The 26,212-nt window shown below is 36.1% G+C and carries 31 protein-coding genes; 6 read left to right on the forward strand and 25 right to left on the reverse strand.

From position 1 onward, the window contains the following. Position 1: 1 nt before the first annotated feature. The 5 genes from D9842_RS17210 to D9842_RS17230 all read right to left on the reverse strand — a co-directional run bounded on the left by D9842_RS17210 (position 2) and on the right by D9842_RS17230 (position 4,359). The gene (locus tag D9842_RS17210) at positions 2-484 is read right to left on the reverse strand and encodes a carbonic anhydrase (RefSeq protein ID WP_121663564.1); all 483 of its coding nucleotides are present in this window, start codon (positions 482-484) and stop codon (positions 2-4) included. A gap of 12 nt (positions 485-496) precedes the next feature. Next, the gene (locus D9842_RS17215; RefSeq protein WP_121663565.1) at positions 497-1,507 is read right to left on the reverse strand and encodes a sodium-dependent bicarbonate transport family permease; all 1,011 of its coding nucleotides are present in this window, start codon (positions 1,505-1,507) and stop codon (positions 497-499) included. Between the two features lie 132 nt (positions 1,508-1,639). Then, entirely contained in the window at positions 1,640-2,005 is a 366-nt protein-coding gene (locus tag D9842_RS17220; RefSeq protein ID WP_121663566.1) for a Na-translocating system protein MpsC family protein, read from the reverse strand. A gap of 305 nt (positions 2,006-2,310) precedes the next feature. After that, complete coding sequence (locus D9842_RS17225; RefSeq protein WP_162987475.1) at positions 2,311-3,249, reverse strand: metallophosphoesterase; 939 nt, start codon at positions 3,247-3,249, stop codon at positions 2,311-2,313. A 240-nt stretch (positions 3,250-3,489) separates the two neighbouring features. Then, entirely contained in the window at positions 3,490-4,359 is an 870-nt protein-coding gene (locus D9842_RS17230) for a cation diffusion facilitator family transporter (RefSeq protein WP_121663568.1), read from the reverse strand. A 233-nt stretch (positions 4,360-4,592) separates the two neighbouring features. On the opposite strand from D9842_RS17230, the gene D9842_RS17235 reads away from it, so the two are divergent. After that, positions 4,593-5,063 carry a hypothetical protein gene (locus D9842_RS17235; protein ID WP_121663569.1) on the forward strand — a complete coding sequence of 157 codons (471 nt, stop codon included), beginning with the start codon at positions 4,593-4,595 and terminating at the stop codon, positions 5,061-5,063. Positions 5,064-5,141: 78 nt separating this feature from the next. On the opposite strand, the gene corA is transcribed toward D9842_RS17235, so the two are convergent. Both corA and D9842_RS17245 read right to left on the reverse strand, forming a co-directional pair. Beyond that, positions 5,142-6,146, reverse strand: a complete 1,005-nt coding sequence (corA, locus tag D9842_RS17240; protein WP_121663570.1) for a magnesium/cobalt transporter CorA — start codon at positions 6,144-6,146, stop codon at positions 5,142-5,144. A gap of 151 nt (positions 6,147-6,297) precedes the next feature. Then, positions 6,298-6,663, reverse strand: coding sequence for a hypothetical protein (locus D9842_RS17245; RefSeq protein ID WP_121663571.1), 366 nt, complete (start codon positions 6,661-6,663; stop codon positions 6,298-6,300). A gap of 185 nt (positions 6,664-6,848) precedes the next feature. Here D9842_RS17245 and D9842_RS17250 point away from each other — a divergent pair, with 185 nt between their 5' ends. After that, positions 6,849-7,082, forward strand: coding sequence for a hypothetical protein (locus D9842_RS17250; protein ID WP_121663572.1), 234 nt, complete (start codon positions 6,849-6,851; stop codon positions 7,080-7,082). Positions 7,083-7,174: 92 nt separating this feature from the next. Here the strand turns inward: D9842_RS17250 and D9842_RS17255 are convergent, their stop codons facing one another. Genes D9842_RS17255 through D9842_RS17265 form a run of 4 tightly spaced genes read right to left on the reverse strand, consistent with a single transcriptional unit; the run spans position 7,175 to position 8,922 of the window. Next, positions 7,175-7,726 (reverse strand): GNAT family N-acetyltransferase, encoded by a 552-nt coding sequence (locus D9842_RS17255; protein ID WP_180320397.1) that lies wholly within the window; start codon positions 7,724-7,726, stop codon positions 7,175-7,177. Between the two features lie 55 nt (positions 7,727-7,781). Further along, the gene (locus D9842_RS26005) at positions 7,782-7,952 is read right to left on the reverse strand and encodes a hypothetical protein (protein ID WP_162987476.1); all 171 of its coding nucleotides are present in this window, start codon (positions 7,950-7,952) and stop codon (positions 7,782-7,784) included. Positions 7,953-7,980: 28 nt separating this feature from the next. Beyond that, positions 7,981-8,334: a hypothetical protein gene (locus D9842_RS17260; RefSeq protein ID WP_121663573.1), complete on the reverse strand. Its 354-nt coding sequence runs from the start codon at positions 8,332-8,334 to the stop codon at positions 7,981-7,983. Between the two features lie 42 nt (positions 8,335-8,376). Further along, positions 8,377-8,922, reverse strand: a complete 546-nt coding sequence (locus tag D9842_RS17265; RefSeq protein WP_121663574.1) for a cupin domain-containing protein — start codon at positions 8,920-8,922, stop codon at positions 8,377-8,379. Between the two features lie 144 nt (positions 8,923-9,066). On the opposite strand from D9842_RS17265, the gene D9842_RS17270 reads away from it, so the two are divergent. Next, positions 9,067-9,687: a LysE family translocator gene (locus D9842_RS17270; protein WP_121663575.1), complete on the forward strand. Its 621-nt coding sequence runs from the start codon at positions 9,067-9,069 to the stop codon at positions 9,685-9,687. A 99-nt stretch (positions 9,688-9,786) separates the two neighbouring features. Here the strand turns inward: D9842_RS17270 and D9842_RS17275 are convergent, their stop codons facing one another. From D9842_RS17275 to D9842_RS17300, 6 genes are all read right to left on the reverse strand, one after another. Beyond that, a complete protein-coding gene (locus tag D9842_RS17275; RefSeq protein WP_121663576.1) occupies positions 9,787-10,434 on the reverse strand; it encodes an elongation factor G-binding protein in 648 nt (215 codons plus the stop codon). A gap of 33 nt (positions 10,435-10,467) precedes the next feature. Next, complete coding sequence (locus D9842_RS17280) at positions 10,468-11,067, reverse strand: short chain dehydrogenase (RefSeq protein ID WP_121663577.1); 600 nt, start codon at positions 11,065-11,067, stop codon at positions 10,468-10,470. A gap of 29 nt (positions 11,068-11,096) precedes the next feature. Beyond that, a complete protein-coding gene (locus tag D9842_RS17285; protein ID WP_121663578.1) occupies positions 11,097-11,372 on the reverse strand; it encodes a glutaredoxin family protein in 276 nt (91 codons plus the stop codon). Between the two features lie 12 nt (positions 11,373-11,384). Next, positions 11,385-12,707, reverse strand: coding sequence for an MFS transporter (locus tag D9842_RS17290; protein WP_121663579.1), 1,323 nt, complete (start codon positions 12,705-12,707; stop codon positions 11,385-11,387). Between the two features lie 163 nt (positions 12,708-12,870). Further along, the gene (locus tag D9842_RS17295) at positions 12,871-13,854 is read right to left on the reverse strand and encodes an alpha/beta fold hydrolase (protein ID WP_121663580.1); all 984 of its coding nucleotides are present in this window, start codon (positions 13,852-13,854) and stop codon (positions 12,871-12,873) included. Positions 13,855-14,102: 248 nt separating this feature from the next. Then, positions 14,103-14,828: a YwmB family TATA-box binding protein gene (locus tag D9842_RS17300; RefSeq protein ID WP_121663581.1), complete on the reverse strand. Its 726-nt coding sequence runs from the start codon at positions 14,826-14,828 to the stop codon at positions 14,103-14,105. A 146-nt stretch (positions 14,829-14,974) separates the two neighbouring features. On the opposite strand from D9842_RS17300, the gene D9842_RS17305 reads away from it, so the two are divergent. After that, positions 14,975-15,184 carry a hypothetical protein gene (locus D9842_RS17305; RefSeq protein ID WP_121663582.1) on the forward strand — a complete coding sequence of 70 codons (210 nt, stop codon included), beginning with the start codon at positions 14,975-14,977 and terminating at the stop codon, positions 15,182-15,184. A gap of 45 nt (positions 15,185-15,229) precedes the next feature. Further along, complete coding sequence (locus D9842_RS17310; RefSeq protein ID WP_121663583.1) at positions 15,230-15,457, forward strand: hypothetical protein; 228 nt, start codon at positions 15,230-15,232, stop codon at positions 15,455-15,457. Between the two features lie 37 nt (positions 15,458-15,494). Here the strand turns inward: D9842_RS17310 and gnd are convergent, their stop codons facing one another. Both gnd and zwf read right to left on the reverse strand, forming a co-directional pair. Next, on the reverse strand, positions 15,495-16,388 hold the full coding sequence (gnd, locus tag D9842_RS17315; protein ID WP_121663584.1) for a phosphogluconate dehydrogenase (NAD(+)-dependent, decarboxylating): 894 nt from the start codon (positions 16,386-16,388) through the stop codon (positions 15,495-15,497). Positions 16,389-16,400: 12 nt separating this feature from the next. Beyond that, positions 16,401-17,960: a glucose-6-phosphate dehydrogenase gene (zwf, locus tag D9842_RS17320; protein WP_121663585.1), complete on the reverse strand. Its 1,560-nt coding sequence runs from the start codon at positions 17,958-17,960 to the stop codon at positions 16,401-16,403. A 398-nt stretch (positions 17,961-18,358) separates the two neighbouring features. Here zwf and D9842_RS17325 point away from each other — a divergent pair, with 398 nt between their 5' ends. Further along, positions 18,359-19,312 carry a hypothetical protein gene (locus D9842_RS17325; protein WP_121663586.1) on the forward strand — a complete coding sequence of 318 codons (954 nt, stop codon included), beginning with the start codon at positions 18,359-18,361 and terminating at the stop codon, positions 19,310-19,312. Positions 19,313-19,396: 84 nt separating this feature from the next. Here D9842_RS17325 and D9842_RS17330 read toward each other — a convergent pair whose 3' ends face one another. Genes D9842_RS17330 through D9842_RS17355 form a run of 6 tightly spaced genes read right to left on the reverse strand, consistent with a single transcriptional unit; the run spans position 19,397 to position 26,202 of the window. Continuing rightward, the gene (locus tag D9842_RS17330) at positions 19,397-20,230 is read right to left on the reverse strand and encodes a sugar phosphate isomerase/epimerase family protein (RefSeq protein ID WP_121663587.1); all 834 of its coding nucleotides are present in this window, start codon (positions 20,228-20,230) and stop codon (positions 19,397-19,399) included. Then, the gene (locus tag D9842_RS17335; RefSeq protein WP_121663588.1) at positions 20,227-21,210 is read right to left on the reverse strand and encodes a DUF6005 family protein; all 984 of its coding nucleotides are present in this window, start codon (positions 21,208-21,210) and stop codon (positions 20,227-20,229) included. The genes D9842_RS17330 and D9842_RS17335 overlap by 4 nt, the downstream gene beginning before the upstream one ends. After that, positions 21,203-21,481, reverse strand: coding sequence for a petrobactin biosynthesis protein AsbD (gene asbD / locus D9842_RS17340; protein ID WP_121663589.1), 279 nt, complete (start codon positions 21,479-21,481; stop codon positions 21,203-21,205). The genes D9842_RS17335 and asbD overlap by 8 nt, the downstream gene beginning before the upstream one ends. Further along, positions 21,478-22,710 carry an AMP-binding protein gene (locus tag D9842_RS17345; protein WP_121663590.1) on the reverse strand — a complete coding sequence of 411 codons (1,233 nt, stop codon included), beginning with the start codon at positions 22,708-22,710 and terminating at the stop codon, positions 21,478-21,480. The genes asbD and D9842_RS17345 overlap by 4 nt, the downstream gene beginning before the upstream one ends. Continuing rightward, positions 22,707-24,401, reverse strand: a complete 1,695-nt coding sequence (locus D9842_RS17350; protein WP_257535891.1) for an IucA/IucC family protein — start codon at positions 24,399-24,401, stop codon at positions 22,707-22,709. The genes D9842_RS17345 and D9842_RS17350 overlap by 4 nt, the downstream gene beginning before the upstream one ends. After that, positions 24,373-26,202, reverse strand: coding sequence for an IucA/IucC family protein (locus tag D9842_RS17355; protein ID WP_121663591.1), 1,830 nt, complete (start codon positions 26,200-26,202; stop codon positions 24,373-24,375). Before D9842_RS17355 ends, D9842_RS17350 begins: the two co-directional genes overlap by 29 nt. Between the last annotated feature and the right edge of the window lie 10 nt (positions 26,203-26,212).

The following is a 26,212-nucleotide window of genomic DNA, read 5'->3' on the forward strand; positions in this document are numbered from 1 at the left end:
TCTAAGAAACCATTTCAATATGATTTGTCTTCGTATCCACAACAACTCCATGAACTGCAATAGATTTTGGAAGAAGGGGATGCATTTGTACCAGATTCATATTTTTCTTAATGATTGTTTCCATATTGTTCTCCCCTGCTAACCACTTTATAACATCCCCGCCCCCAACTTGAAGATAATTTAGTGTGGAAAGAATGTCTGTATTCACTCCTTTTTCCCTCATTCGAGTTAGAAGCTCTTCTTCATTAAGAATGAAATCATTCCTGCCCTTTTCTCCAATAAAATAAATTTCTTCTATATGCTCGGATAAAACGGCCATGATGATTGAGCGAATCAAGCAGCTATATGTTTGAGATAATTCGGCGTTATAACTAGAAAGTATAATCATTTCTTCTTGCTCTCTCTTTGTAATGCTTTGATAGATAGGGTGTAACGAACTGTTAAAACCAGTAATAATTAACACCTTTTCCTTCCTCTTCATCATCATTAAATCCTCCTAAATTTGTACCATCTGTGATAATTGATAATAAAACGGAATACCAACTATTAAATTTAATGGAAACGTTACACCTAAAGATAAGCCTAAATAAATAGAAGGATTTGCTTCTGGAACTGATGCTTTCAATGCCGCAGGTGCTGCAATATAAGAGGCACTTCCCGCTAAAACACCCATTAAGGTTGTTCCGCCTAACGAAAGTCCTATCAAGCTACCAAGCAAAACACCTAACATTCCAAAACATAATGGAGTGATTAATCCGAAAAACAATAACTTAATGCCATGTTTTTTTACTTCTGGTAGTCGCTGACCTGCAACTATTCCCATATTTAATAGGAAAAGGATAAGAACACTGTTATATAAATCCATAAATAATGGTTTAACCGCTGGAACTGCCTGTTCACCAAGTACTACACCGATGCCCAAACTTCCAAGCAAAAGAAAGATACTTTTCCCAAAAATACTTTCTCTTAGCACTTCCTTATCAATCATTCTGACAGATAAAGGCACAATCCCAATTCCCTGTGACGATAAGCTCGGAGATGAGTCTTTTTTCTCTATTATTTTTAATAGAAAAATAGAAACTAAAATTGCCGGACTTTCCATAATCACAACCATTGCATTCATAAATCCCTCATAAGAAGTTCCATTTTTCTCAAGAAAAGAAATGGCAGCCCCATATGTCACAATACTAATTGACCCATATGTTGCAGCTAACCCTATTGCGTTTTTTAAGTCTAATTTCATAAGTCTACCAATCATCAGCGTGATAATTGGAATTAAAATACCTAGAAATAAGGTTGCCATAATCGGTTTAATAACTGACCCAATCGTATAATGAGATAATTCAATTCCTCCCTTTATCCCTATGGCAATTAATAAATAAATACTCAACGCTTCACTTAATCCACTCGGAAATTTCAAATCTGATTTTACGATTGCTGCTAAAATTCCTAGTACAAAAAATAGCACAACCGGCGAAAGTAAATTTTGTATGATAATATCTGACATCCTCTTCTCCCCCTTTTCGTCATTCTAATAAAAAAACCGACAACTTAAGGGAAATGGTATGGCCCATTTCATCTTAAAATTGCCGGTTTCCTTTCAACTAAGCTACATGCTTTTTTGAATGACTCCCACTATTTATTTCTCAAAAGTTTCCTCAAGATTACGATTCAGCTTGAACAGCATCATTCGTTCACCTGTTACGGTGCTAACATCTGTGTGAAAGCTTTTTATTTTTTCTCCAGTAATAGTAAATATGATTTCACCTAATGTTTCGATCCCTGACTCGACTAAATCGGAACGAGTTCTCTTAATCGATTGCATTCCTTCCTTTGTTTTACAAAGGGTGATCTCTGCTGGTGCCAACACTCCTCTTAAATTCACAATAATCATGTCCCGTAATATATCTGTTTTCACAGAAACGGAACCACGCCCAAGAAAGTCCTTTTCCCACTGTGTTAACGCCCTACTTATTTCAGATTCGATGAAACCCTTTGACTTCATATTTCCACCTTCTTCCTAATAAAAAAATCGGTATACTCCCTAACATCGTCATCTTGTTAAGAAATATACCGATTTATCTTCACCTTAGATCAAATGAATAGGTTCATGTCTTTTTCATATAATCAATACATTTATTAATCATATGCTAAAGCAATTCCTTCATTTAGAACAAGTTGGATCTATCGGAAATTAAATTTATATATAATTTACTGGTATCTGACCAAAAAGTCAATACATTTTTTTACGAATGATTAAGATTAAGTGTACATAATCGAGCTTGAAAGAAACCTTAATCATGTTAAAAACTATTTTTCAAACGGAAGTACACGGTCCTGCTCAAGTCCATAGCCATCAATAAAAATACGATCTTTATAGATCTCAATGATTGAATAAGTGTTTGTGTCAGCAGTTTCAAGCATTCCTTTAAGATTCACATAATGAATGCCATTTTTTTCACCATAATTGCCTGCATGATTATGCCCATTAAAATAAGCAACAACATTTCCAGAGGACTCAAGCTCTTTGATTACAGCTTCATCGTTCCAAATATTATGTGAATTCTCTGGATAAACTGGCATATGGGAAAATACAATGACTTTTTCATTTGCTTTTTTAGCCTTTTTAAGGACATTTTTCAACCAATCTAATTGTTCTTCACTAATTCCGCCGTTCCATGTTTGTGCATTAATATCACCTTTTGCCTTGATTGAATCATACATTTCTTGAGCCTGCTGGTACTTTTCAGATCCTTTTGGATTTGCATAAAAACTAAGATCATTTGAATCAAGTACAATGAAACGCCAATTTTTTTGCTTAAAATCATAATACTGATTTTTCATACCAAGTCGTTCAACAATTGTATCTGAGGGCTCAGGAAAATCATGATTTCCTAAAACATGATATTTCTTTCCTTCAATCATCTCATATACTGGCAAAATTTGATCAAAACTCGACATATCCCGATCGATTAAATCTCCAAGCTGAATGGTAAAGCGTAGTTTACGTTCATTAAACGTTTGGGCCGCATCTGCAAGCTTCTCCAATGAATTTCGGTAGTATTTTGTTCCTGATGGATCACAATCACAATATTGGGCGTCAGGGACAACACCAAACTCAATTTTAGGCTTGTCTACATTCTTGGCAAAAGTTGAACCTGGATACATTGCAAAAATACCAGCAGTTAACACTAACACTGAGCTTAGCCCTTTAATCGCTCCTTTAAACCCTTTGTTACCTTTCTTCATTTTACTAGATTCTCCTTTCAAAATGGTTATGAATTCCAATTTCACTCCTATCATAACTAAATATTTTTGAAAGAAGCTAAAGTTAATCAAATCTTTATTGAGTCTTTAAATTTTTACATACCCGACAAACAAATGTAAATTTATGTATGAAGAAAGACACTTTCACTTTGGTTTTAATAGGATAATAGGTGTACGATTTATAACAAAAAAAGCCGCTCTTCACTCGAAGAACAGCTCCCATTAATTCGGTTCAACATGAATATGAACATCATGCACACCGTATTCAATAATCATCATTTTTTCAACCATTGTCGCAATATCATGAGCCTTCGTAATATTCAATGAGGAGTTAACAAGAATTACCACATCTATCACTTCATTGTTTCCGTAATTTCTCCCCTTTATTTGCTTAATCCCCTTTACTCCATCTACCTTTAAAATAACTTCCTGATACAAGCGTAATTTATCTTGATCAAATCCGTCTGAAAGTTCATGTGAAGATTGCCTAAAAATGTCCCAAGCTGTTTTACATATTATTATGCCAACAATAATGGCAGTAACCGTATCTAACCACGGCATATTTAGTTGAGAACCAATGATCCCAACGGCAGCCCCAATACTGACCCAAGCATCTGATAAATTGTCCTTTGCTGCAGCCATCACGGCACTACTATTAATGTTTTCAGCTAATCTTTTGTTATAACGATAAACAAAATACATCACGAGTGCAGAGAACATTCCTACATATGCAGCGATCACATCTGGTGATTCTTTTTCACCTTGGAAAATAGACAACATACCATCAAACAACACTTGCACCCCTACTGCTGCCATAATAAAGGAAGCCAGCATCGAGGCAATTGTCTCACTTTTCCAGTGTCCATAACCATGATCCTCATCAGGAGGTCTTTGTGAAAGCTTAAGACCAATGAGAACGGCAATAGACGCGATCACATCCGTTGAATTGTTCAATCCATCTGCTTTCAACGCATCCGAGTTACTTATGTATCCAATGACAAGCTTTAAAACCGATAAACATATATATGCAACGATGCTAATAATAGCACCACGTTCGCCAAGTTTTAGGTTCCGATATTTTTCTTCTTCCATCACAAACCTCCTTATCGCCTTTCATATCATAGCAACAACAAATCGGGTGGGTCTAGAGCAACCTTTTTGCCTGCTTTTATATAAATATGAAGGGCGAAAGAATGTTGAGTGGAGGAAATTTAAATGGATTGAGAAAACAATATTTTAAGGTTGAATTAAGGTTCGTCTATCATAATAAATCTTGCAAAACCAACAAGCACTCTAACAATAAATAATAGAAAGGAATATGCCAAATGAAAAAAATTTCAGGATTAATCTTAACAGGAGTTTTAGCATCTTCCATCGCACTAATCGCGGGCTGCTCATCTGATGCAGAAACAACACAAACAACAGAACAAGCTCCTGAACAGCCAGCAGGAAATCGAATGGATATGTTCGCAGGCTTAGATGAAGAAGCAAAGGCAAAGGCTGAAGAAATCATGATTCAAATGAGAGAAGGAACCATCACTAGTGAAGAAGCTGAAGCACAATTAGCTGAGTTAGGTGTAGACCTACCTATAGGTGGCGGAGCTGGTGGAGGCCCGGGCAGCAATATGTTTTCTAATCTTGATGAAGAAACCCGAGCTAAAGCGGAAGAAATTATGAGTGCAATGAGAGAAGGTACGATTACAAGAGAAGAAGCTGTAGCACAATTGGCTGAGTTAGGAGTAGAAATGCCAAGTATGCCTGATACATCAGAAACGTCTGAAGATACTACCCTATAAAATAGGAATTTGCAAGGTACTTATTAGAGAAATATACCTAATAAGTACCTTTCTAATAAATTACAGTGCTATTCTTAGTCATTTATTTCGTTTATCAGATGATGATCGTTTCCCCCACCATCCCTTACTTCTAAAAAATAAAGCGATACTAATGCCAAGACCAAACATCACAATAAGTGCTAATCCATAGCCAAAATCCCATGTTAATTCAGGCATATGTTCAAAATTCATTCCATATAAACCAGCAATAAATGTCATAGGAATAAAAATAACACTAACTAATGTTAGAGTTTTCATAATAGAATTCATATGATCGGATTTAAGAGACATTTGCAAATCAAAGATACCTGTTAACGTTTCAATAAACGTATCAAATGCACTGACAACTCGTTCAAAATTTTTGCCTAGAGTCTTTAAGTATATCGCTGAATCTTCATTAATATATTTGGAATCTGATTCTCCAATATCGTTTATAACAGACTCCTGAGCTTCAACAATTTGTCTTAAGTTATGAATTCTCCCTTTCCAATTATACACTTCATGACCTATTTCATTAGCAAACGGATATTTGAAAACAGATTTTTCAAGCGCCTGAATTTCATCAGCAATAGCATCAACTGCTTGTAGGTAATACTCACTAACATGGTCTAATATATGATACAGGATGTGCCCTGGACTGCTCATGTGATGAGGATGGTCTTGAAAATCCTCTAGTATAGTAGAAAAAAATTGCAAGTCATTTTCTTCTTCATGGGTTATCACATAATTATCCCCTAATAAAATACTAATTCTTACGTTAGAATAATCTTCTTTGATGATAAATATTGAAATATATGTATGATAGCTATATACATCCATTCGTGGCGAATCACTGAAAGAAGCAATAGCTTCCGCTGCAAGGGTATGTATATTTAGTGATTCAATGATCTTTTTTAACTCACCTTTAGTAGAAGGGATAATATGAACCCAAAGTGTATCATCGTTTTTCTCAGGGATAAAGAATTCATTTACTATTTCACTTGTTTGATTTTTTTTGCAATAATATAATAAATCGGGTTCATCCTTACTCCTAGTTGTTTTCATGAGTGTAAATCCTTTCTCAAAAAAGTTTAACCGATTTTAACTCAACGACCTTTCTTTCCTAGTATGAAGGAATATTTTGTTTTTTATTATGAAAGAACAAAATTTCATAACAAGGAGAAGTAGACAACACCATTTTTTATCATGTTCCTTCTTAGCTAAGAACCTCTCTCCAGAATTGATAATTCCTTAATGAAACATCCAAACTTAAACGATGTAACCTTTTTAAAGCAGTTAATGTTTTAACTACCTCTCTTAATATGTTTTCAGTTGTATTTTCTTCGTTATTGTTTATTCGATATTTGGAAAACAAAACCAACTGCTTTTTTCCCACTCTTTCAATTTTTCTCATTCTAGTATGAGTTGTTAAAAATAAGATAAACTCCTCGATCGTTTCTAATTCTCGGTTTTTATGACTTGTTTCTAACGGTTTCATTAATTGTATGTACTGATTATAAAGCGATTGATAGCGCGAAGATTTTATTGTGATCGTGTGTAGATCATTGATTAGTGTATTCATTTGTTCCTCCGTTCTATTATGCCTCTTCTGAATATCACGTAACTATTAAGTAGTCGTCACCAACACTTCCTACCAAAATTTACTATATACGCCAAACCTTAAATTAACCTTAAGTTTTTGACAGAAACTTGTATAATTTTAAATTTTCACCAAATCATATAACTACTAAGCAAAGGAGGATGGTTATGAATACAAAACGACTAATGTCATTACTGACGATTTTTCTTTCATTAGGATTTTTGTTTGGCTGTAACACAGCAGATGAACAAGACCCTGCACCACCTGAGGTAGAAACACCTGGAATGGATACAGAAGAGCCTGATTTAGATGAGGAGCCAACAGAAGAAGGTAATGAAGCTCCTGGAATGGATGAAGAAGAACCTGACTTAGATGAGGAGCCTTCTGAGGAAAATCATTAATCATGATAAAAGCATGTAGGGACAGTACCAGTTCTCTACATGCTTTTTCATTGGACCTTATATTTTTCAGCTGAAGTTTGGTTATTTCTCCACTAAATTAAATGGCTCTCCCACTCATTCCTTAGAATTCCCATAACTAAAATGTCGTACCTTTTTCCGTCTCTATAAACGGCCGATCTTTTTCTTCCTTCTAATTGAAACCCTACCCGTTCATATGCTTTTAAACCGCCGATATTATATTCAATCACCTCAAGACCGACTCGATCTAAATTTAATTCATGAAATGCATAGCGAAGAATCAATTGTAGTGCCTCCGTTCCATATCCTTGCCCTCTATTAGTTGAGTCCCCGATGCCTATCGCTAAAAGTCCGGTTCTGTTATTCCATTCAATTGAGTGAATACAAATCAACCCTATTAATCTACTATCTTGAATCGTTTTTAAAGTGAAGAATATTTCATTGTGGCTCGATTTTCCTTCCTCTGCTAACTGCTCCTTATTTTTAGGAAGTGCAATTTCAGTATCAACATTGCGAAGATACTCAGCATCCTCCCCCCACTTCTCCATTGTTTCAAAGTCTTCTTCTAATGGCAGAGCCAGCTTCAGTTTTTCTCCACGAAACAGGTTTAATTTCATTGTATTCATCCTATTAATCTCCTTTTTTATATAGGTACTTACTTACAGGGGCTGTTTGAATCAGTTAATCTCCGATTGTTGGTGCTTTATCTTCGATTTTAGGCAGTTTATCTTCGATTTCAGGCATCTTATCTTCGATTCTCAGTATTTTATCTTCGATTTTAGGCACTTTATCTTCGATTTTCAGTATTTTATCTTCGATTCTACAAAACTCTACAATTTTCAACTCTACCAAGTAGTAAATCTGCTCATAGAATTTAGAATTAGTAGTCTTTCAAAAATTCGAGCATACTTTGCTTATCCTTTGCCATAAATAATGGAGTTGAATAATCCAACTTACCACTTCTATAGTCGTAAACAAAGAAGCAAGGAAATTCTGTAAGATCATACAATGGAATTCCTTCTTCAAGAGCAATGTCTCTTGAGAATGCTTGAGATTCTCCGACATTATGGAACTGCCATAAATCATCTTCATATTCGTAATGCTTGTTTAACGTGTCATGATCTTCATCATCAAACTCTCTGTAAACAGTGACTAACGTTAAATCTCCCTTAGCATCACTTTTTGGTGTTGATGTAGCTTCTTCTATACCAAATAACTTTTTAAATAATCCCATGTTCTTCCTCCTTTTTGTTTACTGTTCTTTTTTATATAAAAATTAAAAAGCCGGAGGTGTCACTGAAAATAGAATAACAGCTTTTTCCGTAAAGCTATTTTCCCATTTATGCTTCATATATGCTGGGATTTTGACGCTATCACCAGTTTCTAATCTATATTCTTCACGATCTAAAAACACTTTTATTTTTCCCTCAATCACAATAGCCACCTCTTCTCCTTTATGCTCTAAAAGCTTTTCTGACGAAGAGGTGTTTGGAGGAACTGTCATAATAGCTGTTGCCAATGTGCCTGTAAAATCAGGAGAAATTAACTCATACGATAGGTTTTCAACAACCATTTTCTTACGCGAATGGGATCTTACAACTAAATCCTCTGTTTTTGTTTCTTCAAGTAAAAAGCTAAATGTCGGAACATCAAGAGCCTTTGCTAATACCTTTAATGTCTGGATTGATGGATTAGCTAATCCTCTTTCAATTTGACTTAACATGGATGGTGTTATTTCAGCTATATTTGCTAATTCTCTGCTGCTCAACCCTTTTGCTTTTCTAAACTTCTCAACTTTTTTTCCAATATCGATATTTTCCATCATCATCCCCCTCAGTAAAATAAATTAAATGAAATTTAAATTTATTAAACTACAATGAATATATTGTGTTAAACTAAATTAAATAATTGTTAAATTCTACTTTATATTACTAAATTTTACAAGTCGAGGTTAGGAGTGAAGAAAATGAGCGATTTCTTAACATTTTTGGTTCTTTCTTTATTTGTTGTAACAAGTCCAGGTATCGACACGGCCCTTATTACAAAAAGAACGATTTCAGACGGTAGAAAAGATGGATTTAGTATGGCTTTAGGAATTACAAGTGGATCTTTCGTTCACACATTTGCAGCTGCCTTTGGTCTTTCAGCTATTTTGCTGCAGTCTGCTGTTGCCTTTGAAATTGTAAAATATGTGGGTGCGATATACCTGATATATCTCGGGATTTCTACTTTTATTTCAAGAAAGAAAAAAGATCCTGCTGCTGAAAATCAACAAGATGCAGAAATGAAAAAGTCAGCTTTTAAACAAGGCCTCATATCAAATGTACTCAACCCAAAGGTTGCTATGTTTTTCTTAACGTTTTTACCACAATTTATTCAAACAGGTGAAAATGCCACACAGCAACTAATTATCATGGGTGTTATTTATACACTGCTATCCATTTCTTGGTTTTTCATTTATGTATTTTTCATCAACTATTTACGTGAATGGCTGTTGTCTCCGACAGTACAAGGAATCATGGATAAGGCTACAGGTTTAGTTTTAATCGGATTTGGTTTAAAGCTTGCGTTAGATAAAAATCACTAAAAGGGCCTTAAAAATACGTAAGACCCTCAAACAAGGTTTCAGATTATCTATTTTCCCCTTAGGTATGTCACTAACTATCTGTTTCTCTTTAGATGCTTTTTAAGAATTTACGAGGGTCAAAGAGGGTGTTTTCTCATCAGTGTGTGGTGTGATTATTCTGTGAAGTTGATCTAAAGAGGTCATATTTTGATTACATTTCATGATATCTTGGCACATATAATGACTTTGCTTAGGTAACGTATCATTTTCAATTGTAAAAACACCTATTTCTTCATAACGATTGCAAACTTCACAAATTCCTTTATTGGCCCTTGTAAATATTCCTTTTAAACCTACTAACTCATTATTCATTGAAGCGATGATAAATTGCTTGTTTACACCAGGATCCTGCCACTTAAAATAACTAATGTCTCTCAAATCTATATTTTCTATTGAAGGAAGCTTGATTTCGTTATCAAAAAACGTGCTAAATAATTGCTCAGAAATCTTTCCAAATGGAATAACATAAATCTTCAATCTAAGCAAATAAACCAATGCCTCCTTTTTATCATTAAGATAAAAAATTGGATCCAATAAAGCTTTCTTATCTTGATCTAAGTTAGTAAATAAACGATAAATTCTTTGCCACATCATTTGCTTAATACTATCTAAAACATCCAGACTGCACCCAGATTCAAGAACATTGACTAGCCCTATTACATCTGACTTAATAACATTATATTGGTAGCTTTTTATAAAAGGCTTCATTTGATCCTCCACCCCTTGTTTTGATTAGGACAATTAGTAAACCCGATACGTCTTTCCGGTTTGTGCTCCTTCTACACTTTTTACATAGGCTTTTGCGACTTTACTTCCTGGAACAGGATCAAATCCCTGAAAATATGGGCCATACTTATCCATTGACTCCACTAACACATTGGGACTAACATTATTGATTCTAATTCCCCTTGGTAATTCGATTGCAGCTGACTCTACGAAACTTTTTATAGCTCCCCCAACCATTGCTGCCGAAGTACCTCCAATAATAGGATCTTCCATGATAATTCCAGTGGTTAACGTAAAGCTACCACCATCCTTAATAAAATGCTGTCCTATTAGAACGAGGTTCACTTGACCTTTTAATTTACTATTAATGGATAAATCATTCGTCTGTGGTGTTAATTCTTTTAACGGACCAAAATAGGTTTCACCTGTGGCACTAATAACTGCGTCAACCTCCCCTACAGATAGGTACATGTCTCTTATACTATCTGGAGAAGTGATATCCACATAGATATCTGATTCTCTTCTTCCTGCTGACACGACTTCATGATGTTGTTCTAACTCTTGTCGGACTGCACGACCAATTGTTCCATTGGCACCAATTAATACTATTTTCATAGGGTTACCTCCTAAAGTATTTTTAGTCATTAGTCTAAATAGGTATAAATCTCTTGTTTATTCATCTCAAATCCAATGATATTTTTAACCAACTTTTTAGATCCAAGAAATCCCTTCTTATAGAAAGCAAAAGACGGTACAATCCTTGTTCCCGATAATTGTATAAGCTCTTTTTCCAAACTAGAATTCTTACTTACGATTTTATCGATATATGGTATTTCATTTTCTTGAAGATACTTTTTCGCTTCTTGGCAGTCAGAGCAGGTTGGTCGAGTATACAGCTCAAGAATGTATCGTTGTTTCAATGTAAACACTCCTCACTTTTTAAAGTTTATAAACAACAGCAGCGCTATGCTTGAAACAATCATCAACACAGCAAATACATAGGAGAAGCCGCTAGCAATTGAAGATAAGATAATCCCTGCAATTGTTGGTCCAACTGTTGAGCCTAATGATCTAAATAAGCTTAACAATCCAACTGCTGAACCTGCTTCTTGCATTGATGTGCCCTGTATAATAAGAATATTTAATGGTGCACCAATGATAATGCCAATTCCAAACCCTGCTATAGCAGCAGAAATAAGGAGTAAGAGATAATTAACAGGAAAGATAAAAGAAAGTGAGCCAATTAATGTAATCGCAAATCCTAAAAACAATACATTTTTAGCCCCCCATTTTGAAACCAAATACCCTCCTATCAGTGAGGCAATCATAGAAGCTACAGCAAGTGGAGCCACCCCATAGGATGATTGTGCCTTCGTTACTTCAAAATTTGTTTCTATATATAAAGGTAATAAATTCATTGTTGATGCCATGATGAAGCCGGACATTAATGATAGTAGTAAAACAACTAACACATATTTTGATTTGAAATAATTTAGTTTAATGATAGGATCTTGTGAATGCTTTTCAGTTTTAATGAACAATGGGACGAGTAGTACTCCAATAATAAGCATTGTGATATTTTTTGATGTAATCCCCAGCATAATGGAAAGGATCATAGCTGTTAGTAAGATAATACCTAGATAATCAATTGGTTTTTTACTAATTGTTTGCGGTAATTTCATCGTACTCATTAATAAAATTACTAGAATAGAAATTGGAACATTGATTAAGAAAATCCATTGCCATGCAAAATGTTGAATAATGTATCCTCCAACAATAGGACCCATAATACTTCCAAAACCAAATACTACCCCAATCCATCCCATTGCTTTTGCACGCTCTTGTGCTGGATAACTTACAGTAATGTAAGCAGCAGTAATTGGGAAGATACCCCCTGTACCTATCGCCTGAATACTCCTTCCTATTAAAAAGGTTAAAAAGTTAGGAGCAATGCCTGATAGTAAAGAACCTAATCCAAATAACAAAATACCAGACACGAAAACTTGCTTTCTACCGAATCGGTCAGAAAATTTACCCATTAGGGGTATACTAACTGCAAAGAGTAAAGTATAAATGGTGAAACTCCATACCCCCCATGAAGTATTAATACCAAATGTAGTAACAATTGAACTTAACGCGGGTCCGACAATTCCATGATCTAGAGCACCCATAAAGATACCTGTAAGAAAAATACTTAACACAAGAGATTTTTGTTTACTTTGCGTTTGTAATTTGTTTTCTAATAATGCTTCCATAACTTCTAACCTCCAATATCTAACAAGGAAATAATTTCTATATTTATTTTATACCATACCCCCCTAATGTATGTAAAGAAACGTTTTAATATTTTTTTCCAATTTCATTATTACAACTAAATGAAACCCTTTACCTTTAACTAAAACGACTCTTGAACAACCTTTATTCACCTTCCAAGTTACTCTCAATAAACTCATTAATTTGTTTACTCATTTCTTGAGATTTTGTCCAGTGCAAATAATGATGTCCATCTAAGGTGATAAGTTCACTTGTCTTTTGATTACGTAATTGGTCTTGATAAAATGTCACGTTTGATTTTCCTTCTTCATTAACCTTGTCTTCTTTCGTCGTGAACATCATAATAGGCATATTTGGAGGGAATACCATATTCTTTGTTTTCTTAATATTATTACTTAGCTCTTGTGCTTCTTCGATCACATTCGAATTGTAAGCCTTCCAAGCAGAAAGCTTCTTTGTCATCAATAAATTCTGTTCAGAATAAGTTTCTTCATCTGCGATAGGCAGAAAGTTATCTGAAATCACATTTACTGCAGCTCTTGCGATGCCCGTCGGAGCAACAAATTTCAGATATCCGGGCAAGCCTGGTGCAGATTCTTGAAAGTATTCTGTTGCCATTGGTAAGGTGCTATCAATACCAATAATGGCTTCCACCTCATCTGGATATTGATTAACGTAATACATGCTATAAATTCCCGAAACAGAGTGAGGCATGAAGATATAAGGTCCATCAATATTGCTTTTTTTAAGAGCTGTTCTCATTTCCTCTGTTATGTTCTCTACTGTTCGTTCCTTCTTTGTGAACTCACTCCAGCCATAACCAAAGGGCTCAATGACAACTACTTTATGATGTTTTGCTAATTCATTCATTAACGGTTCGAAATCTAAGGCAGGGGCTGTCGTACCTAACCCACTTAAAAGAACAACAGTATGTTCACCTTTCCCCTTTGAATATACATGCATTTTCTTTCCATCTACCTCAACGAATTGCCCTAGTGCAGGGTACTTTTTTTGCTCAAATTTCGTCATAATTTGATGATATCCCATCCATAGTAGAAAGAATGATAGTAAGACGATCAAAACATTTCTAGTTCTTTTCCAAAATGTAGACTTTTTCTTCACCTTCATAGCTTCACATCTCCTAGTAATCTAATTCCACACGGTTTTTAAAAAAAACGAGTCATATATATATTTGAACAATTCAAAGAAAGTCCACCAAATACTAACGAACGTTAGTACATTGATTATTATAATACTTCTTTTGTGAAAATCAACAAAAATATTCCAGTAACTAGAAAAACTACAATAATGTACAGACCTGTAAAAAGCCAAGCACCTTAGTCAGATACAATACTAAGTGCTTGGCCTTTTCACTATTAATATTCCGTAATAATAATCGGTGTTCCAATTGTCACATTTGTCCGTTCTTGGTCGGGACTATAGCGTAAGCCCATTTGCACATTAACTTCCTTATTATTCTTAGCTGGAATGCTTTCTTCCCATTTTTGTGTGTAACCAGAAATTGAATGAAACCCTTTTTCTTGAACACCCTCTATAAAATCTGCTCCATACCCATTCATTAGCTTTGTTGTCGTTTCTTTCAAATCGGGTTTCCCCTCAAGATATCCACTAATTGTATAATACTCTTTGTCTATTTTTACATTGATATTATCTACTATTGAATGAAGTCCCTTACTATCCAACGCGTTATCTTTAAATTGTATTGTTAAAAACATTTGATAACGATCATTACTTTCCGTTACATAAATTTGAATTTTATGAAGCTGACTACTTACCTGCTTATTTATTTTTGCCTCAACAGTGACATGATGGTTTTCTGGTTCATGTGTGATCCATTCGTTTATAAAAGGAAACTCATCTTTTGTATTTCCCACTATTTTTTTAACCTCTTCATCACTATTCGCAGTACCTAAGTCTGCTTTTAAGTATCCTTGCCATGAAGTGATGCTTATCTGATTCTTTTCTGCGATTTCGATCATTTCTTCTAATTTATATTCTCCATTACTTCCTTCTACAGAATGAATAGAATAAAAAATAATAGTAATTAGACAGCTTACTATTAGCCCAATTTGTTTGATCATTGCTCTCTCTCCCCTCAAGAAAAAGGATTGACTTTTTTTACTAGATATATACCTATTAAAATACTAATTGAGGAAAAATAAAAAAGGATGGAACTAAATATCACGATGGTCATAACATATAAAAAAGCTTAATAAGGGGATGTTGAGTGTCAATGCTGCTAAAAAACCTAATACCGATCTTTGTCATTCTTTTGCTTTCAGCTGGAGCATGGTTAATCCCATCTGAGCAACTTCACTCCGAAATTCCAGCATTAGAGGTCTTTGGTAAGATTGGCACCACAATATCAGTTGTAATGATTATGTCTTTTCTCCTCCTGTATGTAATCTACCGATTAATAAGAAAAAACTCGTGTTAAAAGAATGAAATGATAGATTACACTATGAAGTTAGGGTGAATATAAGTGTTTGTAACATTACTACTACCGACCGTCATTCCCTATGGCAACCCAGTCACATTTTTTAATCCAACAGCTAGCTATCATCGTAAAAGGGAATTTTTCAATTGGGTTCATATGGTTCAAATAAAATATAGTCCATATCAATCTGTACCTTTATTACAAACAGATACAATGATTGAAGGAGAATTAAGTCCCCAGACAAATTTTGTCCCAAATAATCCTTCACCTTAAATAGAAGGAGTTACCCCCGGTGGGTAACTCCTTCTATTCATTTCTTCTCCACCGCATGTCCACCAAATTCATTTCTTAACGCCGCAACAACCTTCCCAGTAAACGTGTCATTTTCCAATGACCGGTAACGCATTAGTAACGAAAGAGCAATAACAGGTGTTGCTGTTTGAAGGTCTAGTGCTTCCTCTACTGTCCATTTTCCTTCTCCTGAAGAATGCATAATGCCTTTAAGATCATCTAGTTTCGCGTCTTTCGAAAAAGCACTCTCGGTAAGTTCCATTAACCATGAACGAATCACAGATCCGTTACTCCAGACGCGAGCAACTTTTTCATAGTCATAATCAAACTGACTTTTTTCTAACACTTCAAATCCTTCACCAATTGCAGCCATCATGCCGTATTCAATCCCATTGTGAACCATTTTCAAGAAATGGCCACTACCGGATTTTCCTGTGTATAAATAGCCTTTTTCAACAGCCGTATCACGAAAAAGTGGTTCAACAATTTCCCATGCCTCAGGGTCTCCGCCAATCATGTAATTTGCGCCATGACGGGCACCCTCCATCCCACCGGATGTTCCAGCATCCAAATAACTTACTCCTATTTCCTTGAATTCCTCATAACGTCTCATCGATTCTTTATAATGTGAATTTCCCGCTTCAATCACAATATCTCCGTTTGAAAGGATCGGTTTTAAATCGCTAATGACCTTATCGACCACTTGATGTGGAACCATAATCCAAATAATTCTTGGAGTATGTAAAGATTGCACGAACTCTTCAAGAGTCGATGTACCTTGAGCCCCGTATGCCTGAATTTCTTCAATAGCTTGCTCATTAATATCATATGCAACAACTTCATGGTGATGGTCGATTAAGTTTTTACTAATGTTAAGACCCATTTTTCCTAAACCAATCAATCCTACTTTCATGTCATTTCCTCCTTAATGGTCTAACTCTATGTCAGACATAGATTGTTCTTGTCTAGGTGGAGCTAGCTGATGTGGTAAGAATTTAGGGAATTCATCCTTTTCTGGTTTTGTTTGATCCAACCACCAGCCAAATCCATCTTCTTCAAGTAGCTCATATGATGCCTCAGGCCCATATGAACCAGAAGGGTACATGTGTAATGGAACAAGATTTTCTTCAAAGGCTTCCAAGATGGGCTGAACAAGCTTCCAAGAAAGTTCAACCTCCTTCCAATGAGCAAAATACGTAGAATCACCTTCTAATGCATCTAGAAGCAGAACTTCATAGGCTTCAGGCAAACTAATATGTTGTGGGGAAAAATCTACAGAGATCGGGACAATTTTTCCACCTTGTAAAGGACTTTTACTATTTAATTGTAGAGAAACTTCCGGATCTGGATTTATTCCGATCTCTAATATATTTGGACATGTTTCTACATTTTGTGTTTCATAAAGCTCTTTTAACGGATTTTTAAATTCAATAACGATCCTCGTAGACTTATTTTTCATCCTTTTACCTGTACGTATATAGAACGGAACGCCTTTCCAAACTGGATCATCTATCCATAAACGAGCTGCTACAAATGTGTCATTCGTAGATGTAGGATCTACACCCTGTTCATTTGTATATCCTGGCACTTGTTGCCCATTGATCTCACCAGGACCATATTGCCCTCTGATCACTTGTGTACTTACTTCTTCTTTTGGAATTGGACGGACGGCTTTGATTACTTTTCTCTTTTCTTCTCGGATATCTTTTGCCGTTAATCCAGATGGCAAATGCATGCCAACCATCATAAGAAGCTGCAGCATATGATTTTGAAACATATCACGAATAGCCCCAGCTTTATCGTAATAACCTGCTCGGCTTTCGACACCAACGGTTTCACTAGCCGTTATTTGGACATTCGCAATATGTTCATTATTCCAAAGTGATTGAAGAACTGGATTAGCAAATTCCAATGCTTCAAGATTTTGAACCATTGGCTTTCCTAAGTAATGATCAATTCGATAGATTTCCTCTTCATCAAATGCACTTGTTAACTTCTCATTTAATTGTTGCGCTGATGCAAGGTCGTGCCCGAACGGCTTTTCGATAATAAGCCGCTTCCATCCGTTTGTCTCTCCTAAACCTGATTCTTTTATCTTTAATGCGATCACATCAAAAAATTGTGGAGCCACCGATAAATAAAACAAACGGTTTTCTGGAATATGTAACACCTGTTCTCGCTCTTTGATTAGAGTTAATAATCCTTGATATTCCTGATCCTTTGTCACATCCACCTTGCAGTAGCGAATAAGCTTGAGAAACTCCTGCATTTGAGGGATTGTTGCATCAAACTCTGTAAAGGATTGAATCGTTTGCTTGATATGCTCATGAAAATCTTCATCAGAGAGGTCTGTAAGGCTAGCCCCTATGATCGAAAACGGAGTTGGCAGCTTTTGTTCATAAAATAATCGAAACAGGGCCGGAATAATTTTTCTCTTTGCCAAATCTCCAGTTGCACCAAATAATACAAAGGTTGAAGAATCCATCTTACCGCCATCCTTTTTTGCCTTTTATAAACATTTATTATGCTTATTGTGTCCGATGGTAGCTAAATTAAAAGGGGGAATTTATTGAATACTCTGGTGTAATTCTTGAGATTGTCGAAATTTATCGAATCGGAAATAAGTAGGGCAAAATCGAAGATAAAAGCTTAATAATCGACGATAAACCTTCCAAAATCGAAGATAAAAGCTTAATAATCGACGATAAACAAATCTTACCCCTGCTAATTTGTAAGCACATACGGCTAAATCCTGATAAGTCTTTCTTAGTAAAATCCAGTTTCCTTCTCCTACTTAAGCTTCATATTTAGGGAAATCTGGAACTTTCTCCTAAACAGAAACGTCTTATTAATAGATACTTAAACAGAGGAGAGGTTTTAAAAGTGAAAAAACATTTTATAAAAGGAGCCCTTATCTCGAGTCTTCTTTTAACAAGTAATGCTGTCCTTATTGATCCTGTAAATGCCCAAGTTCAAACGTCTTCACAAGTTACGTTTCAACAAGCATATAAGCAAGGCGAAGTATTTTCCGAGAAAATCCTTACTTACTATCGAGCTGTTGAAGCAGGAGACATTGAAAAAATCAATCATTTATATGATGATTTTACGAGTGATCTAAAAAAGATTGAACAAACGATCGGGAAGGTTCCTGGTTATCAAAACCGTAAAAATCTACAAAGATGGTTTGTTCATCCCGCGAAGGTGGACATTGAACGAACGATATATGAGGTTTCACAATATCGGTTATTAGATAAAGTGACTGACAAAGTAGAAGAAGATCAGCTAGAGGTTGCAGAATCTTTGCTAGATAAATTAGATAGACTAAAAAAACGTGGGAAAGAAATAAAACAGACTACTGGATATAAATCACTCCCTCGACAAATTTATAACGATTTATACTTAAAGGAAACTGTCACCCAAGGCCATTTAGTAACCGCCTATACTAAGAAATATAAAACGATAATCGACTCAGGAAATCTCCCCCTGCTTAATGATTCATTTCTGCAATTAAGAAGTAGTATGAAGCAAATGGATTTGCTAATTGGTCAAATTCCTAATGCTAACACAAGGAAAAAATTCGGAGAAGAGATTGTAAGACCTGCTAAACTTCAATTAGAGAGAACCCGTTACGAAATATCACAATATCAGTTAATGGAAACAATCAAAAATGATCTCATCACAAATGGAAGTAAAGAGCAGTACGAAGAACAAATGGCAATGCTTCAACGCTTAAAGGCACGTACAGAGGAAAAAAATCAGTCAGGCACCTATGAAGCTGTACCCCAGATTGAAAAGGCATTAAGGAAGTATGAGCAAACATTACAAGCAACAGAATAAAATATAAGAAAAAACAATCAAAAATAGCCTATCAATTTACATGAATTGATAGGCTACTTTCTTTGCTAACTTTATTCAAGATCACTACTCTTTTCTCACCTTCATAGCCTCAATTATCTCATTAATCTGCTTCCCATCCTTCTCAAGCACTTCCTTCACATTTGGACCAAACCATTCTAACGATGCATGTACGTCCCTTGCTGGAATCAGTTTCTCAAGGAACTCCTGATAATTTACAGACCCTTCAAATAATGAAACCATTCCTTTTCTAGAGCCGGCGGCTGCATAAACATTATTAGGAGAGAAAACATCTAATTGAGACCGCGAGGCAATATTTTTAAAGTGAAAATGAGACACATATGGTCCAAGCTGCTTCATAGCTTCAAGTGGATTTATGCCAGATTCCCATACATGTAACACATCAAAGTTTATTCGGAGAGCAGGGTGATTTGCTTCTTCAAGCAGCTGAATCGTTGAAGCTACGTTATCTGCTAACGTATTTGGATGTGTTTCAACAAGAACAGACTGGCCTTCTGAATAAAGGTATTCACAGATCAATTGAAGCTTTTCTATCAAATCTTCTCGTTCCATTTTAGTTGTCTGCGCACTTCCCTTTTTTCCAACAAAAGTGCGAATCTTTTTTGTTCCCCAATGCTTTGCTAGTTGAGAAAGCTTTTTCGTTTCTGCAAGTAGATCTGATTCGCTAGCCTCTAACGGAAGGTAATCGCTAAGCATACTTGTTTCTAAACCATATGCATTCAGCCAGTCTGCTCCATAATGAGGTTCATCGGCTAGGTTTTTTGCATGAATTCCCCAAAGCTCAATCCCCTGAAAATCGCGGTTTTGAGCCCAGTGCGCGATTTGATCAAGGGAGTGGAGATGATGTCGAAAAGAGATTGTGCAGATCGAGAGCTTCATATCATTGTCACCTTCTTTATCTTGTTGTTTTGTCCTTTAGACCATTGTTCAAAGCATTGCAATAATCCCTGTTTAATCTTAAATTCTCGTTCGTTTTGCTCAGCTAATTTTGAAGTAATATCATCAACAAGTGATAAGTCCTTTGTTAGCGCAAGCTTCATTGCTCGGTATTGTATAGTTGTATACCCCTTTACAAGATGTTCAATTTCATCACACCAAGCTTCAAAGCCATCCTCCTCAAGCTCAAGAAGCTCCCAAAAGTAAGCAAAGGCATGCTCATACGCATATTTTCGAATCGCAAGTACAGGTAATTGCTTTAATGCCGGTGAAAGCTGACCTAGATTCTCCTTCTGTTCTCCAATTGTATAGGCTTTAACAATGTCTGATAGAGCATCTGTAATAGGATTGGAATCAAGCTTAAGGCAAGTATGAAAATAAGCTTGAATTGTCTCAGCACTTGGAGGGCGAATCCTTTCAGCCTGAAAAACATACCCTCCTTCTACTGCTGGTTCCGCAATGGCGTTCAGAATTCTGTCCTTCGGTAATACGCCCTCCCACCTAAAATCAGGATCATACATAAACCACTCATCCTCATTTCCTGTTTTTTCAAGCATCACATAATGAGGAAAAGGCTTTGAATGAAACTTATTTTCTCGTTCTGGAAGCAGTGATAAGTCGAGCATCACCATCACATATTGGTGCCGATCTTTATCCTCTAAAAGTGTTAACATCTTTTCGATATTTTCCTGCTTTGATTTTGACTCGTCGTACCATTTTTGTAGCTTAATACCGTAAAGCATTTCATACCATGTTTGAAAAAATTCATGGTCAATTCTGTCTGAATGGTACGTTAATGTTCCATCCTCAAGAACATCAAAATCTGCGTCCCAGACACCAAAATAATAAGGCCTATGGTCAACTCCATTTGTTTTCTTAATGACCTCACAAACACAGCTAACAAAGCAATGAACTTTAATCATGGGTTTCCACCACCACCCCTTTTTCATGCTGGCGCTCTAAGAAAGTAGCTAAGTGGCCTACTGTTCTAAAATCATTTGGTGAAAGTGCCTCGTCTGGCATTTTGATCCCTAGATCTAACTCAATGAATAAAATCAGCTCTAAAATCATGACTGAATCCATATAAAGATCTTCATTTAAACGTGCTTCTTCATGAAAGGAAGCGATCGTCGGAAGCTCTATTTTATTTTTCAATATGTGATAGATTGCTTGAATGATATCATCTCTTGTCATATGTACGTCTCCGCTAATTTTTTTCGACTTACCTTGCCATTTGGTAGTTTGTCAATTTGTGAAACACGTTCGAACTCGATCGGTATTTGATGCGGAGCAAGATACTTGCTACACCATTCCCTAAGCACTATTTCTTCAATAAATTCAGTTGAAACATATTGAGCACATACCCGTTCTCCTGTGAATTTGTTTTGCTTTCTAAATACAACGGCTTCAATGATTCTCGGTTTCTTCATCAACACATTTTCCACTTCTTGAGGGTATACATTTAAGCCAGCAACATTGATCGTGTCATCCATTCTTGCTAAAAATGATAGAATCCCATCCTTAACATAGCCTAAATCCTTTGTAGAAATGGACTTTGTTGCTGTGTGAACGATGATCTCACTCGGTGAATCGATTTCGCCCGCTTCCACGCTTAGATGTGGTAGAGGATATCCCATTTCCCAAGCCTGTTGTAAATTTGTGTGAACGGCAACACATCCAGCCTCAGAGCATCCATACTGCTGAAAAACCTTTGTTGATACGGCTTTTAATGACTCTAACCAAGTAGCTGGGATAACTGTTCCTGAAGTCATCACATAGTGGAACCGTTGATTCGCATCCATTAACCTGCTTAGAGTGTGCAGAAGTGTTGGTGCTGCATAAAGAATATGATTGCGATGTTCACTTAGTTTTTTCAATATAAAGCTTGGATTCATTTTTGTGATGATAACAGGCTCTGCTCCTCTATTTAGACAAGAAAGCACACCGCTAATTAATCCATAAGAATGAGTAACAGGACAAGCTACGATTGAGGTGGTGAAACGATCAAGAGATAAAGCAGAAACATAACTATTGAGCTCTTCCTCAACCGAATTCCATGATCGTTCAATACATTTAGGAGCACCTGTTGTACCCGAACTCATTTGAATAAGACCACCTTCACCTTCCCATTCTCTACTAGATAATTCAGTTATAGAATGGAATGATTGATAGAATAGAAGGTTGCAAGAAGCAGCAGTCGCCATTCGTAACGCTCCTTCTTGTGGTGTAGAGGGATGAATAGGAAACACCATTCCCCCTTTTTGACGAATATATAAGCAGAGTGTGATCCACTGAAACATATCAGATAAACAAACAGCTAATCTTTTATGTTGACATTCTCTTATCGGTTGAATGGAATCAAAGAGCTCAAATTGCTTCTCCACTTCATTCAATGTATAGTAATGATCATCCACATAGATCATCGCAAATCCTCCCTTTTTCCTAACTTATTTTTCACAAGGTGACGAAATTCACTTCCACTCTTTCTGTTAAGCTTTTTCTTTAAAAGAGATTCAACATATATAGACGATTTGTTTATTTCTACCTGTTTGTGTCGTTGTTTTAACTCTGGGAACTCCTCCAAGTGAAGAGAAATCACTGTATGGACTGCATTCCAAAATTTTTCCTCTTTGTAGCCATAGTATTTTTCAAGTAGTGCTGATAATTCTGATAGATGAAAGACAAATAAGGTATCCATTGCTAGCTCTCTTAACGCCTCCACAGATGACATCCAATAATATTGATTAGCAGGTGCATCTTTAAAAGCAGGATGAATGCTTCTGAAATTTGGAACGAGGTCTTGATCTACTATGAACTCCTCAACATACTCCAAACTATCATGGAAATCTCGTAAAGCAACTTTTGTTGGCCAGCCATTTTTGTGTAAAAGAATCATATTTTGGGCATGGGCCTCAACGGCAATTCCATGTGCGATGAGAAGATGCCAGACAGGGACTACACTTACTCGTAACAATTGGTTTAACCAAGTTTCAATTCCATATCGATTAAGCCAATCATCAATAAATGGTCGACCATCTTGCTCGATTAATGATAGAGCATTACACGGGACAGCCCTCTTATCTTCTTCCACATATAGCCTTATGCTTTCTCTCCAAATGGCTCCTAGCTGTCCCTCTAGCTCTTGCTCCGATGATTCAAAAGTGATACCAGCATATTCCTTCAACATAACGAGCGATGCCTCATTTTTTAGATAAACATCCTTTTGAATGATGTGATCAAGCCAAGTTGAAATATACGGTGCTGCACAAACTCCATGAGGTTGTAATGTTCTTACAGAAGATGTGTTGACCATGTTCATAGACAGCTTGATATTCGCTTTTTCTGGATTGGACTCGTTCCATAAGGTGCGAACAGATTGCGTTGCTCTGTAATAATCCCCTTTTACCACTAACAAAAGGATTTCTCTTGCATTGAGATGATTTTCTAGTTGTTCCTGAATTGATTCCCATTGATAAGGATGAATTGGTAAAAACGTATAGGTTTCAAAACTTTCTCCCATCGAATGAAGCTGCTGTAACAGGTATTCCCACATTAATGTGCCAAGCTCTTTTCTCCAAAATGCTTCCTCGTCCCCAGGTACCGCTATTCTAACTTTGTTTCGTTTCACCGCTGTCCATATTAATGGAAACGATCGCTTTGCTTCTGGACCATACTGTTTATGATCTTCAGCTGAAAAGCCGATACGTGACTTAAAGCACGGATGATAGGGATGACCTTCCATGATTTCTGATTCTAATTCTTCATAGCTTGTATCCCTCCTGGACATGGGGTGGAAAAGATAAGTTTCATTCCACTCACATAGATTTATCGTTTGAGTTAACTCTCTCATTAATCGCCGTTTTGCCTCATCATCTGCTATACACTCTTCTACTAGCTCTTCTAATGTTGCCTCCATATTCTCTTCATCTAAACGCACCCTATCAAAGGCCATTCTTTTTCCTCTTAAACGATAGGTACGTGATTTTCCGAATAGAAAAAAGGTGCCATCCCTTTCTTCAAATTGAATCAAACCTTCATATATCATCGCCTCGACTAATTGTTTTTTCACTCGTGCTTCTGTTGTTTTAGTAGGTATAAGAGATAACTTTTGCACATTTCTCCTCCTTTTGAAGGGGTAAGAAAGGATTATCTATTTTTGTGTAAATGGCTTGCTCTAGCTTGGCTGTTAGTTCATCTACATCATGAAGACGTGTTAATAAATTTGCTTTGTATGATAGTTTTTCTTCATTTAATAAGCTAGAAACAAATTGCTTGCCTTGCCCTACTAGCTCTCCTTCTAACATCTTCAGCTTATCTAATGACCACTCAAGCAGAGTTGCTTCAGATATCAGACCATCAGCTCCAAATCGGTAGATAACCGAGAAAAGCTGATTCATCACTAAATAATAGGTAAATCTTTCTTGTATTAACGAATTCTCATAAAAAAGCTCCGGTGCTTCCAATAACGAAGGCTCCATCTGACAAAGAACTTGTTTGTGATGTTCTGATAAATAATAGCCCTGATTATCCCGATAAAAATACGTTTTTGGATAACCCTCTGAAACATCTAGAACACTGTTTTGCTGATGAGCTTCTAATGCAATTCCATATTCATCATATAAACGGATAAGTGGTTCAACCGCACAGCACCAATAGTTTTCAAACCATTTCATACTCACTTCCTCTATGGAAAGATGATCTCGCTTGACCACCTTCAAAATGAGGTGATAAAGCCTTGATTGTTGATTTGGCAAAGGATCTTGAACAATGGCTGCAATGGAGCTTATTCCCTCATCTCTTCCTGAAGGAAAGGGATTTGACCTAATAATCACTTCAAATCCTGATTCTTTCTGATTTGGAAAATCAACCGTTACATAACCTGGATCGTCAATCATTTGGAAAGCTGGATAATATTCATTAAACGATAATTTCCTCCATAATCTTGCTATTACGACACCAGCTTTTAGTTCATGCTGTTGATTCACTCGTAATGAATTGGTGACTTTCACAGGAATTGAAAATTTGAGCATATACTCCTCATCAGCTCTATAAACCGTTCGTAGTGAGGATGTTGCGGTATAGTTTTTCCCTAAAGTCCCTAAGCTTTTTATTAATCCCTTATTCATTGCGTCTTTCACATGATCTTGTTGTAAAAGCCACTGAGCTTGAAGTGGGTGCATTGGAATGATAAAAGCTTCTTTCGGTATGTGTAGAGTCGGAGATGAATGAATTAAGGCCGTTTTCAGCAGATCACTAGCACTCTCAGTTGACAAAATGCATTCTTCTTTTATCATGCTGGAATCAACTTGAAAGTAATGAAGCTGAAAACTTCCTGCTAATTCTGGTGCAAAGCTTTTGTGCTGCCAATATGACATTCCTTGCCTGCTTTTTGGTGTAGGGTGAAACCAATGACCAAAAAGTAACGATTGCTCTGTTTCAATAAATGAGCTGTTTTCTGAATAAAGAGTTTGAGAATCCTCCATTCTTGCTTCAATATATCTTTTCATTGTTTGATAGCTTCCAATTAATCTGAGAATAAGTTCATCATAATGTGAAGCAAGATCATGATCACTGTTAGAATTTGTTATTAAGTGAAGCTCTTGAATCAACGTCATCATAAGGGTGAGCTTTTCTTCTCTATACCACTGCTTTCCCTTCTGACAGTACTTAAGTGCTGCTCCTAAAACATGCCTTCCAACCTTTGAGAGATAGTTTACTTCGATTGCTATTCGAATGTCTTGCTGAAGAAGCTCAAGCTCTATAATGTATGGACCATCAAGGAGGATCGAAGACCTATTTTCTATGATCCAATCCTCCGTCCTTATGTAATGTCCAGTACCAGCTTCTCGAATATAACTATTAAAAAAGGCCTGAAACGTTGCGTTTTCAGCGATTATTTTAGCTGAATCGTTCATATTTCCACCC

This window comes from Metabacillus litoralis (genome assembly GCF_003667825.1).
GTDB classification, from domain to species: domain Bacteria; phylum Bacillota; class Bacilli; order Bacillales; family Bacillaceae; genus Metabacillus; species Metabacillus litoralis_B.